This is a genomic window from Spirosoma oryzicola, assembly GCF_021233055.1.
Taxonomy (GTDB): domain Bacteria; phylum Bacteroidota; class Bacteroidia; order Cytophagales; family Spirosomataceae; genus Spirosoma; species Spirosoma oryzicola.
This window is the reverse complement of the sequence record NZ_CP089538.1, coordinates 1,684,344-1,700,137: the sequence shown is the minus strand read 5'-3', so window position 1 is coordinate 1,700,137 and position 15,794 is coordinate 1,684,344. Positions and strand designations below refer to the sequence as shown.

The 15,794-nt window shown below is 51.6% G+C and carries 15 protein-coding genes; 8 read left to right on the top strand and 7 right to left on the bottom strand.

The annotated features are described in order from the left end of the window. Position 1 precedes the first annotated feature (1 nt). Positions 2-646 carry a GDSL-type esterase/lipase family protein gene (locus LQ777_RS06915; RefSeq protein WP_232561791.1) on the top strand — a complete coding sequence of 215 codons (645 nt, stop codon included), beginning with the start codon at positions 2-4 and terminating at the stop codon, positions 644-646. Here the strand turns inward: LQ777_RS06915 and LQ777_RS06910 are convergent. Together LQ777_RS06910 and LQ777_RS06905 are read right to left on the bottom strand one after the other, a co-directional pair. Beyond that, positions 638-1,117 carry a GNAT family N-acetyltransferase gene (locus LQ777_RS06910; RefSeq protein WP_232561790.1) on the bottom strand — a complete coding sequence of 160 codons (480 nt, stop codon included), beginning with the start codon at positions 1,115-1,117 and terminating at the stop codon, positions 638-640. The genes LQ777_RS06915 and LQ777_RS06910 overlap by 9 nt on opposite strands. Positions 1,118-1,123: 6 nt before the next feature. Beyond that, positions 1,124-1,615, bottom strand: a complete 492-nt coding sequence (locus LQ777_RS06905; protein WP_232561789.1) for a MarR family winged helix-turn-helix transcriptional regulator — start codon at positions 1,613-1,615, stop codon at positions 1,124-1,126. Positions 1,616-1,806: 191 nt separating this feature from the next. Between LQ777_RS06905 and LQ777_RS06900 the strand changes: the two genes are divergently transcribed. The 6 genes from LQ777_RS06900 (at position 1,807) to purQ (ending at position 9,017) form a co-directional block, all read left to right on the top strand. Further along, on the top strand, positions 1,807-3,672 hold the full coding sequence (locus LQ777_RS06900) for an outer membrane protein assembly factor BamB family protein (RefSeq protein WP_232561788.1): 1,866 nt from the start codon (positions 1,807-1,809) through the stop codon (positions 3,670-3,672). Between the two features lie 192 nt (positions 3,673-3,864). Then, positions 3,865-5,175, top strand: a complete 1,311-nt coding sequence (ahcY, locus tag LQ777_RS06895; RefSeq protein ID WP_232561787.1) for an adenosylhomocysteinase — start codon at positions 3,865-3,867, stop codon at positions 5,173-5,175. A gap of 182 nt (positions 5,176-5,357) precedes the next feature. Beyond that, a complete protein-coding gene (locus tag LQ777_RS06890) occupies positions 5,358-6,503 on the top strand; it encodes a hypothetical protein (protein ID WP_232561786.1) in 1,146 nt (381 codons plus the stop codon). A gap of 90 nt (positions 6,504-6,593) precedes the next feature. Next, a complete protein-coding gene (locus LQ777_RS06885) occupies positions 6,594-7,337 on the top strand; it encodes a 5'-nucleotidase C-terminal domain-containing protein (protein ID WP_232561785.1) in 744 nt (247 codons plus the stop codon). Continuing rightward, on the top strand, positions 7,315-8,238 hold the full coding sequence (locus tag LQ777_RS06880) for a bifunctional metallophosphatase/5'-nucleotidase (RefSeq protein ID WP_232561784.1): 924 nt from the start codon (positions 7,315-7,317) through the stop codon (positions 8,236-8,238). Before LQ777_RS06885 ends, LQ777_RS06880 begins: the two co-directional genes overlap by 23 nt. A gap of 89 nt (positions 8,239-8,327) precedes the next feature. Beyond that, positions 8,328-9,017 carry a phosphoribosylformylglycinamidine synthase subunit PurQ gene (gene purQ, locus LQ777_RS06875; RefSeq protein WP_232561783.1) on the top strand — a complete coding sequence of 230 codons (690 nt, stop codon included), beginning with the start codon at positions 8,328-8,330 and terminating at the stop codon, positions 9,015-9,017. A 75-nt stretch (positions 9,018-9,092) separates the two neighbouring features. Here purQ and LQ777_RS06870 read toward each other — a convergent pair whose 3' ends face one another. The 3 genes from LQ777_RS06870 to LQ777_RS06860 all read right to left on the bottom strand — a co-directional run bounded on the left by LQ777_RS06870 (position 9,093) and on the right by LQ777_RS06860 (position 11,412). After that, positions 9,093-10,187 (bottom strand): alkene reductase, encoded by a 1,095-nt coding sequence (locus LQ777_RS06870; RefSeq protein WP_232561782.1) that lies wholly within the window; start codon positions 10,185-10,187, stop codon positions 9,093-9,095. Between the two features lie 96 nt (positions 10,188-10,283). Continuing rightward, a complete protein-coding gene (locus LQ777_RS06865; protein WP_232561781.1) occupies positions 10,284-10,553 on the bottom strand; it encodes an ArsR/SmtB family transcription factor in 270 nt (89 codons plus the stop codon). A 172-nt stretch (positions 10,554-10,725) separates the two neighbouring features. Beyond that, positions 10,726-11,412: a class I SAM-dependent methyltransferase gene (locus LQ777_RS06860; protein ID WP_232561780.1), complete on the bottom strand. Its 687-nt coding sequence runs from the start codon at positions 11,410-11,412 to the stop codon at positions 10,726-10,728. Between the two features lie 255 nt (positions 11,413-11,667). On the opposite strand from LQ777_RS06860, the gene LQ777_RS06855 reads away from it, so the two are divergent. After that, positions 11,668-12,420, top strand: a complete 753-nt coding sequence (locus LQ777_RS06855; protein WP_232561779.1) for an SDR family NAD(P)-dependent oxidoreductase — start codon at positions 11,668-11,670, stop codon at positions 12,418-12,420. Between the two features lie 42 nt (positions 12,421-12,462). Here LQ777_RS06855 and LQ777_RS06850 read toward each other — a convergent pair whose 3' ends face one another. After that, positions 12,463-14,964 (bottom strand): ABC transporter permease, encoded by a 2,502-nt coding sequence (locus LQ777_RS06850; protein ID WP_232562808.1) that lies wholly within the window; start codon positions 14,962-14,964, stop codon positions 12,463-12,465. A gap of 50 nt (positions 14,965-15,014) precedes the next feature. Continuing rightward, positions 15,015-15,716: an ABC transporter ATP-binding protein gene (locus tag LQ777_RS06845; protein ID WP_232561778.1), complete on the bottom strand. Its 702-nt coding sequence runs from the start codon at positions 15,714-15,716 to the stop codon at positions 15,015-15,017. Positions 15,717-15,794 lie beyond the last annotated feature (78 nt).

Sequence of the window (15,794 nt, the reverse complement as noted above, 5' to 3'; positions counted from 1 at the left end):
CATGCTAAAAATCACTTTGTTAGCGACATTGCTCTTTTCGTTGGTATGGTCCCAGGCGCACCGGTTTGAGGCCGAGATCCAGGCGTTTGAAAAACAGGATAAGCAAAGTCCGCCACCCGCGCAACCGATTCTGTTTACGGGCAGCTCATCCGTTCGGTTGTGGCCTAACCTGCAACAGTATTTTCCCGACAAAGTAGTCTTGAACCGGGGGTTCGGCGGCTCGGAACTAAGCGACGTACGCTTTTTTGCCGACCGCGTTATTCTCCCCTACAAGCCGAAACAAATCGTCCTGTACGCTGGCGAAAACGATATTGCAACCGGAAAGCTGAGCGCCCAACAGACCTACGACAATTTCGTTGATCTGTTTCAATACGTGCGTCAGAAACTGCCCAACGTACCTTTCGTTTACATCGCCATCAAGCTCAGCCCGTCCCGGCGACAATACTGGCCGGTCGTGAACGAAGCGAATAAGCTCATTAGCCAGTTTTTAGCGAAACAGTCCGACGCGACGTTCGTTGATATTCGGCCATCGATGCTGGGTTCAAACAAGCAACCGCTCCCTGCTTTGTTTAAATCAGATAGCCTACACATGACCGATGCAGGCTACCAGCGATGGGCACCGGTGTTGCAACCGTACCTAAAGTAAACTCATTTCCATCCGAATGTCAGCGCGGGCGTATGGCGTTGGCACGCTGGGTACTTCCCGGAAACCGACGCTTGCATACATCGTTAAGGCAGGCGTCAGTATCCGGTTTGATTCAAGCCAGATTGTCTTAACGCCTAGCTGGCAAGCGTAATCAATAGCCGCCCGACAAAGTAATCGGCCTACCCCTTTCCCTTGTGCTTCAGGCGCTACGGCCATTTTAGCCAGTTCAAAACTTAGGACGCTTCCTTCCGGCTCGCTTGTGTTAACCATCGCCACGCAACCCATGATGTGCTCATCCACTTTGGCGAAAAAAATCTGGCCGTTGTTCGGAAGAATGTACGTTTCGGGGTGATCCAACTGTTCGAGATCGTGTGGTTCAACGCGGAAATAGGTTTCGATCCACTGTATATTCAGCCGCTTGAAATCAGGTTGATAGTTTGGTGAGTAAGGAATGATAGACACGTTGTTCATGGCTATTTATTCGGACTTTTTAGTTGTTAATTGATCTTGAACCCGGTCGAAGAAGTTGCGCTCCGCCAGCTGTGCTTCCATTTCCTGAAGCGATAGCAGTAAGTTATGAGTCTGTTGCGCGATCATCTGTTGATTAACCGTAATGAACGCATCCCACAGCGGTTGTAATTTGGGTAACATCGCCTGACCGGCTTCGCTCAAAGACAGGAACCGCTTTCGGCCATCCTGCTCCGACTTCGTTGATACGATCAGGTTCCGCTTTTCCAGTTCGTTGGTCACCTGAATGACAGCCGGGTGCGTAATACCCAGCCGACCAGCGATTTCGGTGATAGCCACCGGCCCCTGCCGCGCGATGAGCACAAAAATTGTCGCCCAGCGCACATCGAAGTCAACCCCCGATTGCCGATACGTTGCCGTTACGGCTTGCCAGTAGGTATCACTTAAGCGCCGAAGCCGACTCGCCAGAGCCAGCTCGGCCATTTCGGCCATAAAATCCATAATTATGTAAGAACTTACGTAAGTTCTTACATAATTAATTGTTTGGAGACACAAAGTCAAGTTTGTCCCCTATCTATGGTTAATAATTTTATTGTTTACTGATATTTGCTTGTCCGCGAAACGCTGATCATCAAGGCTTACTTAGGCAGGCCCAACTAGCAGACCTAGTCGAAAACAACTTCTATTGACCGATGAAAGCCCACTTACTACTTCTTTGCTTCTTCACTTTTACTCTTTCCTTCGCTCAGCCCATTCGATTTGCGTTCGTGACGGATACGCACGTAGGAGCGCCCGAAACAGCCGCCGAAGATCTGCAACGAACCGTCAACGACATTAACGCGCTTCCCGACCTTGATTTTGTCGTTGTAACCGGCGACGTAACGGACTTTGGAACCGAGCAGGAACTGACTACCGCCAAGCGCATTCTGGACGGGCTGAACAAGAAGTGGTACGTTTTTCCGGGTAATCATGACACAAAATGGTCGGAAAACGGATGCAATAGTTTTCGGAAAATTTTCGGCAGCGAGCGATTCTCCTTCGATTTTGGCAAGTACCGGTTCATTGGCTGCGGCAGTGGCCCCAATATGCGCATGTCGCCGGGGCTGGTGGCCCGCGAAGACGTTCTGTGGCTACGCTCAGAAGTCGAAAAACTAAGAAACTCGGATCGACCAGTCATTTTCATGAATCACTACCCACTCGATGAGGGTTTGGCAAACTGGTACCTACTCATCGACGATCTGAAAAAAATCAACATTCAGGCTACGTTGTGTGGCCACGGCCACGCGAATCAGGCAATGGATGCCGAAGGGATTCCAGCCACAATGGGTCGCTCCAACCTGCGCGCGAAAGATCCGGTCGGTGGTTACAACCTGGTTACGATCCAGAACGACACGCTGTCTTTTGCCGCCCGGACACCCACGGTCGGTTCAATCGAAGGGCAAACAGCCCCCGCTTGGCGAATAATTCCCTTGCAGAATCATTACTTCGATAAAGAATCGAAGCCGTATCCGAGACCGTCGTACCAAGTCAATGAGCAGTACAAAAACGTGCGGTCCGTTTGGGAGAAGCAAGACAGCAGCGACATCGGAGCCGGTATCATCGCTGATCAGACAGTAGCGATCTACCCCAACACCAATGGTCAGATCGTTGCCTTATCCCTGACCGACGGATCGGTGAAATGGCGGTTCGCGACGGGAGGAAAAGTGTATTCTACGCCCATGATGCAAAAAAACCGGTTAGTTGTTGCGTCAAGCGACGGTACGATTTACTGCCTCAGCAAGCATGACGGAACCCTTCGCTGGAAAGTTGAAACGAAGAAACCCATCGTTGCAAGCCCGCTCATTGATGGAAAGGTCGTCTATATCGGCAGTTCAGAGGGCAAATTCAGAGCCTTATCCCTGAAAGATGGCTCAGAAAAATGGTCGTTTGACGGCATTAAAGGTTTTGTCGAATCCGTGCCCATTGCCGATAAGCACACCGTTTATGTTGGCTCTTGGGGCTCCACACTTTACGCCCTCGACAAGAAAACGGGCCAGCTTACCTGGACCTGGACGAATGGCAAAAGCCGCAATTTTTCGCCAGCCGCTGGCACACCGCTTCTTAGCAACGGACGAATTTTCCTTCAAACACCCGACCGCACCGTTACTGCTATCGACGCAAAAACGGGTAAAGAGGTGTGGAAGACCAACCAGCATAAAGGATTCGAAGCCAGTGGTTTATCGGCGGATCAATTGCATATCTACGTCAAGTGCATGAACGACACTCTTTGGGCGTTGTCAACGCAATCCGACAGTCCGCAACCGGCCTGGTTCGTGAATTGTAAGTACGGTTACGAGATTAGTCCATCATCTGTTGTCGAACGCGATGGCATTATCTACGTCCCAACCGACGACGGTGTCCTGTACGCGATCAATCGCCGAACACGTCAGGTAGAAGGGGTGCATAAGCTATCCAATGCCATGATGAACCGCGTGTTTCCGCTCAGAAACCGCGAGGTGCTAGTAACAACCATGGATGGCAAAATAGCGCGTCTTCAACTTGCTGATAACCAACCATAAGGCCCAACAGACGAGTCAGCATCCTGCTCCTGAAAGCGCGTTCGCTAAGATTGACCCTGCCGGATGCTAAACTATTCTGATTCAAATAGGGATTCTAGTAAATTGTCGTTATTATTGCATTTTACTAAGAATACAACCGCGAACGCATCATCTTTTATTCATTAGTAAAGTCTTTTGTTTTTATTAAGCGATATGCAAACTTCCACGTACGTACCTTACAAAGTTAAGGACATCGCACTGGCCGAGTGGGGCCGTAAAGAAATCAAACTGGCTGAAGCTGAAATGCCAGGGCTGATGGCCCTTCGCACCGAGTTCGGTCCGTCGAAGCCACTCAAAGGTGCCCGTGTTGCCGGGTGTCTGCACATGACGATTCAAACAGCGGTACTGATCGAAACCCTGGTTGAACTGGGAGCCGACGTAACCTGGTCGTCCTGCAACATTTTCTCGACGCAGGATCACGCAGCAGCCGCTATCGCAGCCGCTGGCATTCCGGTTTACGCGTGGAAAGGCATGAACGAAGAAGAGTTCAACTGGTGCATCGAGCAGACGTTGTTCTTCGGTGAAGATCGTCAGCCGCTCAACATGATTCTGGACGATGGTGGCGACCTGACCAACATGGTTTTCGACGTGTATCCCGAGCTGATTCAGGGCATCAAAGGCTTGTCGGAAGAAACGACAACGGGCGTTCACCGCTTGTACGAGCGGATGAAAAACGGTACGCTTCACTTGCCTGCAATCAACGTAAACGATTCCGTAACGAAGTCGAAATTTGACAATAAATACGGCTGCCGTGAGTCGCTGGTGGACGCAATCCGCCGGGCGACTGACCTGATGCTGGCTGGTAAAGTAGCTGTTGTAGCAGGTTATGGTGACGTAGGTAAAGGTTCGGCAGAATCGCTGCGTGGTGCCGGTTGCCGGGTATTGGTGACCGAAATCGACCCAATCTGCGCCCTACAGGCAGCGATGGACGGTTACGAAGTTGTTCCGATGGACGAAGCTGCTACCCGCGCGAACATTTTCGTAACGGCGACCGGTAACGTTAATATCATCAAAGAGCGCCACTTCAAACTGATGCGCGACAAAGCGGTCGTTTGCAACATCGGTCACTTCGACAACGAAATTGACATGGCGTGGTTGAACGAAGCGTATGGCCACACCAAGAGCCAGATCAAACCGCAGGTTGACATGTACGAAATCGACGGTAAAGAAATCATCGTATTAGCCGAAGGTCGCCTGGTGAACCTGGGTTGCGCGATGGGTCACCCTAGCTTCGTGATGTCGTGCTCGTTCTCGAATCAGACGCTGGCTCAGTTGGAACTGTGGGCGAACTCCGACAAGTACGAGAACAAAGTGTATGTGCTGCCGAAGAAACTCGACGAGAAAGTAGCGGCTCTGCACCTGGCCCACGTTGGCGCGAAACTCGAACCACTGGAGCAGGAGCAAGCGGATTATATCGGTGTAGCTGTCGATGGCCCGTTCAAATCGGAAATGTACCGTTACTAGAATAACTCATTCGTAGCTAGTCGTTTACTCGAACTGGTATACGTGCGTCAAAAAGCGCGGTCTCTGCAACGAGCCGCGCTTTTTTTGCGTAAAATTAGATAGTATTGATTGTTCGGAGCCCGGAATAATTTCACCATACGGCTTTATTTGTACCTTTACGCACTACCTTTCAAGATCTTTTTATGAACCGTCTGCTCGTTGTGCTGCTGCTATCGCCTGCGCTAGTCTGGGCGCAGACGACGATTGACACGCTGCACTGGAGTGCCACCCGACGGTTACGACTAGCGGACTTTCGCTCGCCTACGCAACCGGGTTTAGGCGGTTCAGATTTTCATTATCAACTCGGCTACGAAGTTCGTCCTACGTCGCTTTGGAGCGAACCCGCTATCGACGCGTATTGCCTGATGTTCCGCAGTTTATCATGGGTCTCAGAAACGGCCAAAAACGAGCGCACGCTGGCTTATAATCAGGTTTTGTTTGATCTGGTCGAGGTGCACGCCCGGCAAATGAAAGCGAAATTGATTGCCCTACGAGTTGACCGCCATTTTAAGCAGCAAGCCAAACAAATCGAATACCTGACCAATTCTGAACTGGGTTCTGAGGTAAACCGCTTTCGGGGCGAAACGGGCGGGGGCGATGATCTGGAAGCTTTGCAACGCTGGCAAAAGCAGGTTGTGCAGCGACTTTATGAAACGCCCGATCTGGTAACGACTTTACGCTCGTCAAAAGTTGGCTTCGGCCTATTTGTAGGTGTTGGTGGCGCTTTACCAACCGGTCAGCTCGCCGAAACAATCAGCCCGCCCGTTGGTATTGAGGCAGGCATCGACATTGCGTTTCGCCGAACCATGCTCCTGCTCCACCCTACCCTGTACAGCGCTAAGCTGAACCAGGCTTTTGTGCATCAGAACCAGCCGTGGGAACAAGGCATGCGTGTCCAGCCATCGCTGCTTGAAATCGGTCTAGGCCGTATTGTTTACGATTCGCCCCGTAGCCGGTTTATACCTTACGTTGGTTACCGCCTGCTCGACCTGGTGCCCCGTGACCGCAACGACGAACGATACAAGGGCTATTCCTTACTGAATCACGCGCCAACAGCCGGTCTTATTTTTGACTTTAAGCTAGGCGGCAACGCTCAAAAGTCTACCGATTCGGATGACAGTTTTTGGTTTGTGCGCACCAAATTGTCGGTCAGCCCCGTTCAGTCAGTTTCTCCTTTTTGCGGCAGCCTGATCAACCTGCAAATTGGCCTGGGTGGCTTTACCCACATCCGTAAAGTCAGTTATCGGCCCGAACCAACGGTCATTCCCTTACCAGCAAGTACGTTATAAGCGGTACGTTCTGTTAATAGCCGTCGAATTAGTGGTTTCTAACCATTTGTTAACGCACGATTGGCCAGACTTTCCGAACTTGCAGGTATTATGAAAAAATACGTACTGGTACTAGCCTTGCTAGGTCTATGGGCCTGTAACCCCGGCGGGTATCACCTTACCAATCGCACGGCCAACCGCATTGGCGTAGACTCAACCACGGCTCGGCCCGACAGCAGCGTTACAAACTTTCTAAAACCGTATCGGCAGGGACTCGACAAGTCGATGAACGAAGTGCTGGCCCACTCGACTGGACGGATTGAAAAAGGCAAACCCGACGCTCCGCTCAACGATCTGCTTACCGACGCCCTGCTCCAGCAGACTAGCCAACGCTACGGCAAGCCTCTCGACTGTTCGCATCTGAATTACGGTGGCATCCGAAACAACCTGCCCGAAGGCAACATCACTACCGGCTCCATCTTTGAAGTGATGCCTTTTGACAACCAGGTCGTTATCCTGACGCTCAAGGGGGACATGCTACAGAAAATGATGAATCACTTCGCCCAGAAGAATGAGTTGGTGATGGGTGGCTTACGGGCTAAAATTCATGAAGGCCAGGTGAGTTCGGTTAGCTTTGTCAACGGCAGAACCCTACAGCCCAACGAAACGTACACGGTCGTCATGAGCGATTACGTAGCGAACGGGGGCGACGACGCTGGTTTCTTAAAGAATCCGGTCAAACGCGAAAATATTGGCTACCTGGTTCGTGATGCCCTGATCGATCATTTCCGCCAACTGGGTAAAACCGGACAACCTATTAATCCAGTTTCTGATGGACGCATTATCGTCGAATAGACGCCAGTTCTTAAAATTCCTGGGTACAGCCGCCGTGATCGGTACGGTTGCGCCCGACACGCTGGCCGTTGACCAAGCCAAAGCAACGTCGCTAACCATTCTGCACACAAACGACGTACACAGCCGACTCGATCCGTTCCCGATGGATGGTGGTCGTAACGCGGGTAAGGGTGGTATTGCCCGTCGCGCCACGCTGATCAAACAGATCCGGCAGGAGCAAAAAAACGTGTTGCTGTTCGACGCAGGTGATGTCTTTCAGGGAACTCCCTACTTTAACCTGTACAAAGGTGAACCCGAAGTGCTGGCCATGAACAGACTCGGCTATGACGCCGGAACCATCGGTAACCACGACTTCGACGGGGGTATTGACAATATGGTTACGCAGTTCGGAAAAGCCAGTTGGCCGCTGCTGATCGCGAACTACGATTTCAAAAATACGGTCATGGATGGTCGCACAAAACCGTACCGGATTTTCGAAAAAGAAGGCATACGCGTAGGCGTTTTCGGGCTAGGCATTCAACCGGAGGGATTAATACCAAAAGATGCCTACAAAGAAACCAAGTACCTCGACCCGATTGAAGTCGGTAACGATACAGCCGCCAAATTACGTTCGGAACAGCACTGCGATTACGTAATCTGCCTGTCCCACCTGGGCTTCAAATACGACGACGCGACCGTTTCCGACAACGTGCTGGCGGCCAAAACCCGCAACATCGACCTGATCATCGGTGGACACACGCATACATTCCTGGATGCACCGGTAGCGGTCAATAATCCGGACGGTCAGCCGGTCTGGATCAATCAGGTAGGGTTCGCAGGAATCAACCTTGGTCGGATTGACTTAACGTTTGAGCAAGGAAAAGCCATTTCGAGCACCGGAAAATCTGTCGAAGTAAAGTAAACTCCGTATCTTTGTGGCCAGTGAACTAGTCAATAGCGACCCAGCGTTTGTTAGTTTTCGCTGTCACTCTCTTTCACGCTGTTATCTCTATGAAATTTGGCGTTGTTGTTTTCCCCGGCTCTAACTGTGATCAGGACGCCGTCGATACGCTGGAACTGATGGACCAGGAAGTCGTTAAGCTCTGGCACAAAGACCACGACCTGCAAGGTTGCGACTTTATCATTCTGCCCGGTGGCTTTTCGTACGGCGACTACCTCCGTACGGGTGCGGTAGCGCGGTTCTCGCCGATCATGAATGAAGTTATTGCGCATGCCAACCGGGGCGGTTACCTCATGGGTATTTGCAATGGCTTCCAGATCCTGGCCGAAGCCCGCCTGGTTCCGGGGGTATTGTTGCAGAATTCCAATCAGCAGTATATCTGCAAAAACATTTACCTGAAACCGCAATCCTCCGACGCCTTGTTGACGGCAGGACTTGACTCGGGTAAAGCGTATAAAATACCGATGGCCCACGGCGACGGTCGTTTCTTTGCCGACGCAGACACGCTCAAAGCGTTGAACGATAACGATCAGGTGCTATTCCGTTACTGTGACGAAGCGGGCGTGATCACCGAATCGGCTAACCCGAATGGTAGTCTGGAAAATATCGCGGGCGTTACCAACAAAGGCAAAAACGTTTTCGGCATGATGCCTCACCCCGAACGCGCTGCGGACCCCAATCTTGGCAACACCGACGGTCGGCTGATTCTGGAGCAGATTCTAAAGACAATTCCCGTCTAACAACGGATCGATAATAAAACGAGGACCTGAGTGGCTTATCGCTGCTCAGGTCCTCGTCTTTTTTTATAGCCAATATTACCGGTTCACTTCTTCCAGGACCGGATAATCGATAAAGCCTTTCTCACCGGGCGTGTAGAACGTAGAAAAATCCGGCTGATTCAATTCGCTACCGCTTTGCAGACGCTCAACGAAATCAGGATTGGCGATCAAAGGCCGACCAAACGCTACCAGATCAGCTAAGCCGCTTTCGAGAACTGTCTCAGCGCGTTCGGCATCGTATCCACCGCTCAGGATCAACGTACCTTTGTACGCTTCACGGATCGCGCTGACAATCGTATCCGGTACAATCGGCGCTCCCATCGACGTATGATCGACAAGGTGAAGATAAACAATACCAATCTCGTTTAACTTCTGCGCAATGTATGTGAATGTTTGATCAACGTCGTCGAAGGGCTTAATGTCGTTGAAAACACCGTAAGGCGACACCCGAACACCTACTTTATCCAGTCCAATGGCTTGTCCGGCTGCTTCAGCAACTTCAAGCAGGAAACGGCTGCGGTTTTCAAAGCTGCCGCCGTATTCATCGGTCCGCTGGTTTGTATTCGGACTGATAAACTGATCGATCAGATAACCGTTGGCTCCGTGTATTTCAACGCCGTCAAAACCCGCTTCGATGGCATTTTTAGCCGCCGTTACGTATTCTTGAACGGTCTGCTTTACTTCTTCCGTCGTCAGAGCGCGGGGTGTTGGGAAAGGCTTCATGCCTTCGGTATCGGTATAGATTTCGCCAGCCGCGGCTACTGCCGATGGCGCTACGACTTCTGCATTTTCCGACAAATGAATCGAGTGACTAACGCGTCCCGTGTGCATGATCTGCGCAAAGATTTTTCCACCTTTGGCGTGAACAGCCTCCGTTACTTTTTTCCAGCCTGCGATTTGCGCGGCATTGTGAATTCCCGGAATCCGGGCGTAGCCTTCACCATTGGGCGATGGGCCAACACCTTCGGTAATGATCAGACCAACTGACGCCCGTTGCGCGTAGTAAGTCGCCATAATGTCGGTGGGTATATGATCGGCGGTGGCCCGGTTGCGCGTCATCGGTGCCATCACGATGTGGTTCTGGAGCGTCAGGTTACCAAGTTTGGCTTCTGAGAAAAGTTTCTGTGCCATGAGTACTGTACGTTGCCGTAAACGGATTTTGAAGTGAATGTACGGGCAAGAAACACAATCAAATATTTAAAAGTTTGAATGTATTGAAATAAAAATTTAGACCAGCTTATCGAAGAACCCCGATAGCTGTTGCAGCGATTCTTTATTGAGGGTTAGGTGGACATTACGCCCTTCTTTCTGGGCATTGACTAAGCCACTGTCGGTCAATAGTTTGACGTGATGCGATACGCAGGGCTGTGACAAGCCGGTCAACTCCTGAACATCGGACGACGTAAGGCTTCCTTTGTTCGAGAGTTCCATTAAAATGGCTAACCGATATTTATCGGCGATAGCACCAGTAGCTTTTTCAACAAACCGATTGTCCATGCATTCGGGCACCGCTTTATAGCGCCGTTCTCAACAAAGCTAACAAATTCTAGACGAACTAGGTGCCTCGATTCGGTGAAACGGCACTGTAGCGCTTCCCGCTTTTAGCCGATAGTCTCCCGATATAGGCTTCAAAACTATATCGGGAGACTATCTTATGAACCTGCCCTACCTACGCCATCTGCATTACCTCGTCAATATCGATCAGCACGGGCGAGTCATACAATTTACGCATCATAAATCCGTGCTCTTTCAAATAAGACAGATTGAATTTCTTTACCATGCCGTGGTTTGGCAGAGTCGGACTCTCGACATGATCGATGGCATAATTCGGAAAGTACCCCACTACATCAGCAGGTGCTATACTAAATGGTGGACTTGGCAATATAGGTCCATATTCGAGGGTATTCAAGAGACTTAGCGTACCTACGGGCGTCAGCCATTCCAACGTTTGCAGATACCGCATCCGCATGGCAGGTGGCAGCGCAACCAGCGACGCCCGGTCGTAAACAATATCGAATGCACCTACATCTTCGCGATTGAGCGAGAAGAAATCACGGCAAAGGATGGTGATGTTACCCGACACGAACCGGCTACCGATTTGCCGATACGCTAACTGATTTTCTTCAAAAAACTGAATGATCGCCTTCTCAACGATTTCGACGCCAATAACGCGGGTTGCAAACCGGCTGAAATACAGCAGATCTAGTGACTTGCCGCAAAGCGGTACGAATACCGTCTGCCCTTCCAAAGCAAAGGGAGGCAGGTATTTGATGGCGTACGGGTGAATATCTTTCCGGTGAAAGCTGGTGTAATGTCCTTCCAATTCCCAGGAGTTGAACCAGAATGCTTTTTCCATGACAAAAGAGGAGACGGTGTTTAGTGAATTTTCGATGGGACAAAGTTCGGCACTGTACCAGCGTACTTTTAGCGCGGATTCACGGCTTTTGCACAATGCGTAGTATCCCGTAGTCGATAGCGGAAAATCACCGAAGCCGTATTAAGTCTGTTCTTTTACGTTGGTGCGCGGTCCGGCCAGCAGTTGCCTCGCGGAGGGCAATGTTACCGTAACCATTTATGGACGGATGCGTTTTTAAAAGAAATACATACAGTTATGGAACATTCATTAGCAGGAAAAACGGCACTCGTTACCGGGGCCGCTTCGGGGATTGGAAAGGCGGTTGCTCTTTTGTATGCCCAGCATGGCGCAAATGTTCTTGTCTCCGATCTGGATGCTGAGAAAGGGCAGGTCGTTGTCGAGCAAATCAAAGGGATGGACGTGAAAAGCCATTTTGTACTGGCGGATGTCGGCGACCCAGCCGAATGCGAACGACTCGTTCATGAAACGGTGAATCGGTACGGCAAGCTGGATATTGCCTGCAACAACGCGGGTATCGGCGGTGAGCTAAGCACGACGGCGGACTACAGTCTGGAAGGCTGGCAAAAGATCATCAACATAAACCTGAACAGCGTCTTTTTCTGCCTGAAGTACCAGATCGCCCAGATGCTGAAACAAGGCGGAGGTAGCATTGTCAATATGGCGTCGATTCTGGGTCAGGTTGGTACGCCCAACTCACCCGGCTACGTCGCGGCTAAACACGCTGTTGTCGGTCTTACCAAAACGGTGGCCCTTGAATACGCTCAACAAGGTATACGCGTTAATGCGGTAGGTCCGGCTTATATCGATACGCCCCTCCTCTCGGCCTTACCCGATGAGGCTCGTCAGCAGTTGATCAGCCTTCACCCAATTGGCCGACTCGGAAAGTCCGAAGAAGTAGCGGAGCTGGTTATTTGGTTATCGTCCGACAAAGCGTCGTTCGTGACGGGATCGTACTACCCGGTCGATGGCGGTTATCTGGCGCACTAATCGTAACACGGTGGCAACGTTCGAACGTTGCCACCGGTTTATTTACGCTTCGGACCGCAGCACATCCAGTGGTGGACGAACCAGCACATCGCGGCTATTAAATAAGCCAATCAGCACGGTCAGGACTGTCACAACGATGGCGACAATGGCCAACGGCACCGCGTTTGGTCGGTACGGCACTTCAAATACGAATCGCGCCAGTGCCCATGTCCCAACAACGGACAATAAAATCCCCGACAAAGCCGCCAACAAGCCCAGCAAGCCGTATTCAAGCGCCGTGATTCGTAAAATCTGATTACGGCTAGCGCCTAGCGTCCGCAATAGAACGCTCTCACGTAACCGCTGGTATTTGCTGATGATGACCGAACTACCCAGTACCAGCAAGCCAGTCAGAATACTGAAAAGCGCCATAAACTGAATCACGAACGAAATCTGATCGAGAATTTCGTCTACCGTTTTTAGAATCAGCCCCAGATCAATCGCCGATACGTTCGGAAACTGACTGACCAGATTTCGTTGCAGGATAGCGGATGTCTGGTTATTAGGAACGCGGGTCATCAAAACGTGAAACTGCGGGGCCTGCTCCAGCACACCCGACGGAAACACCACCAGAAAGTTAGTCTGAACGCGGTTCCATTCGATTTCTCGTGTTCCCCCGACGATAGCCGGAATAAGCGTACCCTGGACGTTAAAGTTTAACGTATCGCCGAGCTTTAGATGCAGACGATCGAGAAACGCTTTTTCCATCGAGATGTACACGTTGCCGTCGGCCTGATAAGGTGCTTTCCCGGCGACCTGCTTCTCGGATGCGATCAGCGTATCGCGATAGGTCACCCGATATTCACGCGTAAAAGCCCAACTCGGCATTTTCAGACTCGTATCTTTCGGACTAGTCGCGGGCGATTTGCCGTTTACATCGTTCAGTCGCATGGTTACGACCGGCACGTCCTGCAAAACGGGTAGCTTTTGCTGTTGAACTAACGACCGGACACCCGCAACCTGTTCATTCTGAATATCGAACAGAACCATGTTGGGCTGATTACCGCTACCGGACAATTCAACCCGACTGAGCAGCAGCCCCTGCGTCAGGTAAAGCGTCGCGATCAGGAACGCGCCCAAACCGATGGCCGTCACTAGAATAAGCGTCTGGTTGTTGGGTCGGTATAGATTCGCCAGACTCTGCCGCCAGACGAAGCTCCAGGATGCGGGAAAAAACCGGCGCACCAGCCAGATCAATCCCAGCCCCAGCGCGGTCAGAACACCAAATGCTAACGTCAGCCCAGCGGTAAAGCCAAGCGCCAGTTGTAGATTTTTCGTCTGCCAGTAAGCAAATCCCACGATGAAACCGAGGACCAGCACATAGACGAGCCACCGCCACGGATCACGCCCGTTCAGATCGTCTTCGTAGTTAGTCCGAAGCGTTCGCAGGGGAGCCACGTTCCGAATGGCCAGCAGGGGTAGCAAGGCAAACAGCACGGAGATAAGCATCCCTGTTCCAATACCGCCCAAAATAGCCGGAGCCGATAAAGTCGTTTCGACCGTAATTGGCAAAAAACGTCCAAACACCTGCGGCAAGACCAGTTGAACGACTGAACCAATCAAGGCGCCAACGGTAGCGCCGATTAAACCCATCAGGGCTGTCTGCACTAAATAGATCAACAGCGCCTGCCGACCGCTGGCTCCTAGCGTTCTCAGGATTGCTACTGACGCAATTTTTTCCTTGACGTACAACTGTACCGCACTGGCGACACCGACGCAGCCTAACAACAAAGCGACGAAAGCTACCAGACTCATGTACTTGGTCAGATCCGCAAAGGATCGCCCCGTTTGGCGTTGCCGGTCGGCAACCGTGTCGGTATTGAGGCCTTCTTTTTCAAAGCGGGTTTCGTATTTTTTTATCGAAGCGGCAATGTCCGTGCCGGGCGCAAACTTATAGTAGTATTTGTAAGCGATCCGGCTGCCACGCTGCAACAAGCCGGTGCTAGCCAGAAACTGATTGGGAATAAATACGGTCGGTGCCACGGTAGCCGCAATGGCCGCCTGACCGGGCGTTTTGGTAACCCGTCCGGCAATCACAAAAGACAGATTTCCGACCCGGACCGAATCGCCGAGTTGTGCTCCCAACTGAACCAACAACCCATCGTCCACCAGCGCGACCCGGCTTTGGGCGCTCCGAAATGACTGAATGGCCGAAACAGGTTCTACCTCCCAGGCTCCGTAGTACGGGAAATTGCCCTGCAACCCTTTCACCTGCGCCAACCGCACCCCACCCGTTCGGGGAATCGACACCAGCGACGCAAACGAAACTTCGTAAGCTCGGTCGCGACCGAGGGTCTTCGCCAGTTGTTGCGTTTTGGCGGAGGGTGGACGCGTCCAGGAGAGCGTCAGGTCAGCACCCAGCAGTTCACGCGCCTGATCGTCGATACTACGGGCCAGGTTATCGCCAAACGAATTGATTGCCACCAGCGCGGCAATCCCCAGCACAATAGCCGACATAAACAGCAGCAATCGCTGGCGACTCCGACGACTATCGCGCCAGGCCATGCGAAAGAGCCAGGAAAATGGAGTTTTCATAAATAAGGTGCCTGTTTTACTTATTGGCTCAATCGTCCATTCGCCAACTGCAACGAATCCGATACCACCGTACCGCCTTTGATGCGAATGACCCGTTGCGTTCGGGCGGCCAGTTCCAGATCGTGGGTAACCAGAACGAGCGTCGTACCCGCTTCCCGGTTGAGTTCGAAAAGCAGATCGACTACCGTTGCGCTGGTATCAGCGTCCAGATTGCCGGTTGGTTCATCGGCGAATAATAGTTTTGGTCGATTGGCGAACGCACGCGCCAGTGAAACCCGCTGCTGTTCACCGCCGGATAGCTGCGTCGGGTAATGATGCCCCCGTTGACCTAAACCGACCCGTTCCAACAGACTTTGAGCCGTTTTCTGCGCTCCTTTTTCACCGCGCAGTTCAAGCGGCACCATGACGTTTTCTAGGGCCGTAAGCGTCGGCAGAAGCTGGAAATTCTGAAAAATAAAGCCAACGTACTGGTTTCGAATGGCCGCCCGCTGATCTTCCGACAACGTATCCAGCCGAATATCGTTGAGGTAAACGCTGCCCGACGAAGCCCGGTCCAGGCCCGCGCATAACCCTAGCAGTGTCGTTTTACCGCTACCCGACGGCCCAACAATGGAAAAAGTATCACCTGGTTCGAGAGTGAAGTTGACGCTGTGCAGAACCGTTAGCTCCCGGCCTCCGCTCTGGTATGTTTTGGTAAGATTTTCGACGTGGAGAATGCTCATGGAACAAAAAACGCTTGCTGCAACTTTGATTGATGAACAGAGTCAAAAACGCTCTGCTTTTTGTAAGCCCGTATTTTA

Excerpts from the sequence above, each read along its gene's own strand:
- LQ777_RS06855 (WP_232561779.1), top strand. The coding sequence starts at position 11,668 with ATGGAACATTCATTAGCAGGAAAAACGGCACTCGTTACCGGGGCCGCT.
- LQ777_RS06900 (WP_232561788.1), top strand. The coding sequence starts at position 1,807 with ATGAAAGCCCACTTACTACTTCTTTGCTTCTTCACTTTTACTCTTTCC.
- LQ777_RS06850 (WP_232562808.1), bottom strand. The coding sequence starts at position 14,964 with ATGGCCTGGCGCGATAGTCGTCGGAGTCGCCAGCGATTGCTGCTGTTT.
- LQ777_RS06880 (WP_232561784.1), top strand. The coding sequence starts at position 7,315 with ATGGACGCATTATCGTCGAATAGACGCCAGTTCTTAAAATTCCTGGGT.
- LQ777_RS06860 (WP_232561780.1), bottom strand. The coding sequence starts at position 11,412 with ATGGAAAAAGCATTCTGGTTCAACTCCTGGGAATTGGAAGGACATTAC.
- ahcY (WP_232561787.1), top strand. The coding sequence starts at position 3,865 with ATGCAAACTTCCACGTACGTACCTTACAAAGTTAAGGACATCGCACTG.
- LQ777_RS06890 (WP_232561786.1), top strand. The coding sequence starts at position 5,358 with ATGAACCGTCTGCTCGTTGTGCTGCTGCTATCGCCTGCGCTAGTCTGG.
- purQ (WP_232561783.1), top strand. The coding sequence starts at position 8,328 with ATGAAATTTGGCGTTGTTGTTTTCCCCGGCTCTAACTGTGATCAGGAC.
- LQ777_RS06905 (WP_232561789.1), bottom strand. The coding sequence starts at position 1,615 with ATGGATTTTATGGCCGAAATGGCCGAGCTGGCTCTGGCGAGTCGGCTT.
- LQ777_RS06865 (WP_232561781.1), bottom strand. The coding sequence starts at position 10,553 with ATGGACAATCGGTTTGTTGAAAAAGCTACTGGTGCTATCGCCGATAAA.
- LQ777_RS06845 (WP_232561778.1), bottom strand. The coding sequence starts at position 15,716 with ATGAGCATTCTCCACGTCGAAAATCTTACCAAAACATACCAGAGCGGA.
- LQ777_RS06915 (WP_232561791.1), top strand. The coding sequence starts at position 2 with ATGCTAAAAATCACTTTGTTAGCGACATTGCTCTTTTCGTTGGTATGG.
- LQ777_RS06870 (WP_232561782.1), bottom strand. The coding sequence starts at position 10,187 with ATGGCACAGAAACTTTTCTCAGAAGCCAAACTTGGTAACCTGACGCTC.
- LQ777_RS06910 (WP_232561790.1), bottom strand. The coding sequence starts at position 1,117 with ATGAACAACGTGTCTATCATTCCTTACTCACCAAACTATCAACCTGAT.
- LQ777_RS06885 (WP_232561785.1), top strand. The coding sequence starts at position 6,594 with ATGAAAAAATACGTACTGGTACTAGCCTTGCTAGGTCTATGGGCCTGT.